The organism is Rhizobacter sp. P3_B12 (assembly GCF_056402895.1).
In genome coordinates this window covers 1-1,133 of record NZ_JBFUGN010001428.1, presented here as the reverse complement: position 1 = coordinate 1,133, position 1,133 = coordinate 1, and the positions used below count along the sequence as shown (strand labels likewise).

General features: G+C 73.9%; 1 protein-coding gene. It reads right to left on the bottom strand.

Features of this window, described 5'->3' with window-relative positions:
* Positions 1–1,117 (bottom strand): acetate--CoA ligase family protein (locus AC1D01_RS35810; RefSeq protein WP_477874441.1); only part of this gene is annotated, 1,117 nt, incomplete at its 3' end.
* Positions 1,118–1,133: the final 16 nt, after the last annotated feature.

Below are 1,133 nucleotides of genomic sequence, written 5' to 3'. Positions count from 1 at the left end.
GCACCGCGCCGGCCTGCGGCTCGGCCAGCACCGCCTGCAGCGCGTCGACGTACCGCTGCACCGGCGCGTCGCCGATGATGTCGACCGGGTTGCCGTGCGACCAGGTGGCGGGCAGCACCGCGTCGAGTCGCGCCAGCAGCGTTTCAGTCGGCTCGGCCAGCGGCACGCCGGCACGCGCCGCTGCATCGGCGGCCAGCACGCCGGCACCGCCGCCGTTGGTCACCAGGGTCAGCCGGTCGTCGCGGTTGGCGCCGAAGTGCGCGAGCGTCTCGGCCGCGACGAACAGCTCGTGCAGCGTGTCCACGCGCAGCATGCCGGCGCGTCGGATCGCGGCGTCGAACACGATGTCGGAGCCGGCCAGCGCGCCGGTGTGCGAGGCCGCCGCGCGCAGGCCGTTGCCGGCGCGGCCGGCCTTCACGACGATCACCGGCTTGTTGCGTGCCGCGGCGCGCGCGGCCGACATGAACTTTCGAGCCTCGCCGATCGATTCGATGTAGAGCAGGATCGCGCGCGTGTGCGCATCGCTGGCCAGGTGATCGAGCAGGTCGCCGAAATCGACATCCGCATGCTCGCCGAGCGACACCAGGTGCGAGAAGCCGACGCGGCGCGCCTTCGCCCAGTCGAGCACCGCGGTGACCAGCGCGCCCGATTGCGAGACGAAGGCCAGGTTGCCGTCCAGTGCATCGGTGTGCGCGAAGCTCGCGTTCAGGCCCAGGCGCGGCGTCAGCAGGCCGAGGCAGTTCGGCCCGAGGATGCGCAGCACGTGCGGGCGGGCCGCCTCGAGCACCGCCTGCTTCTGCGCGGCGCTCAGCCCGGCCGTCATCACGATGGCGGCGCGCGTGCCGAGCCGGCCGAACTGGTCGACCAGCGTGGCCAGCGTGTCCGGCGGYGTGCACAGCACCGCCAGGTCGGGCGCGGCCGGCAGCTGCTCGGGGCGGGTGAAGACCGGCTGCCCGTCGAGCGTGCGCAGCCGCAGGTTCAGCGCGTGCAGCGGGCCCTGGAAGCCGGCGCGCAGGTTGCGCCAGACGGTGGCGCCGACGCTGGCCGGGCGGTCGGAGGCCCCGGCGACGGCGATCGATCGGGGTTCCAGCAGGTGGTCGAGGTGGCGCACGCTCATGCCGCATTGTGTGGCA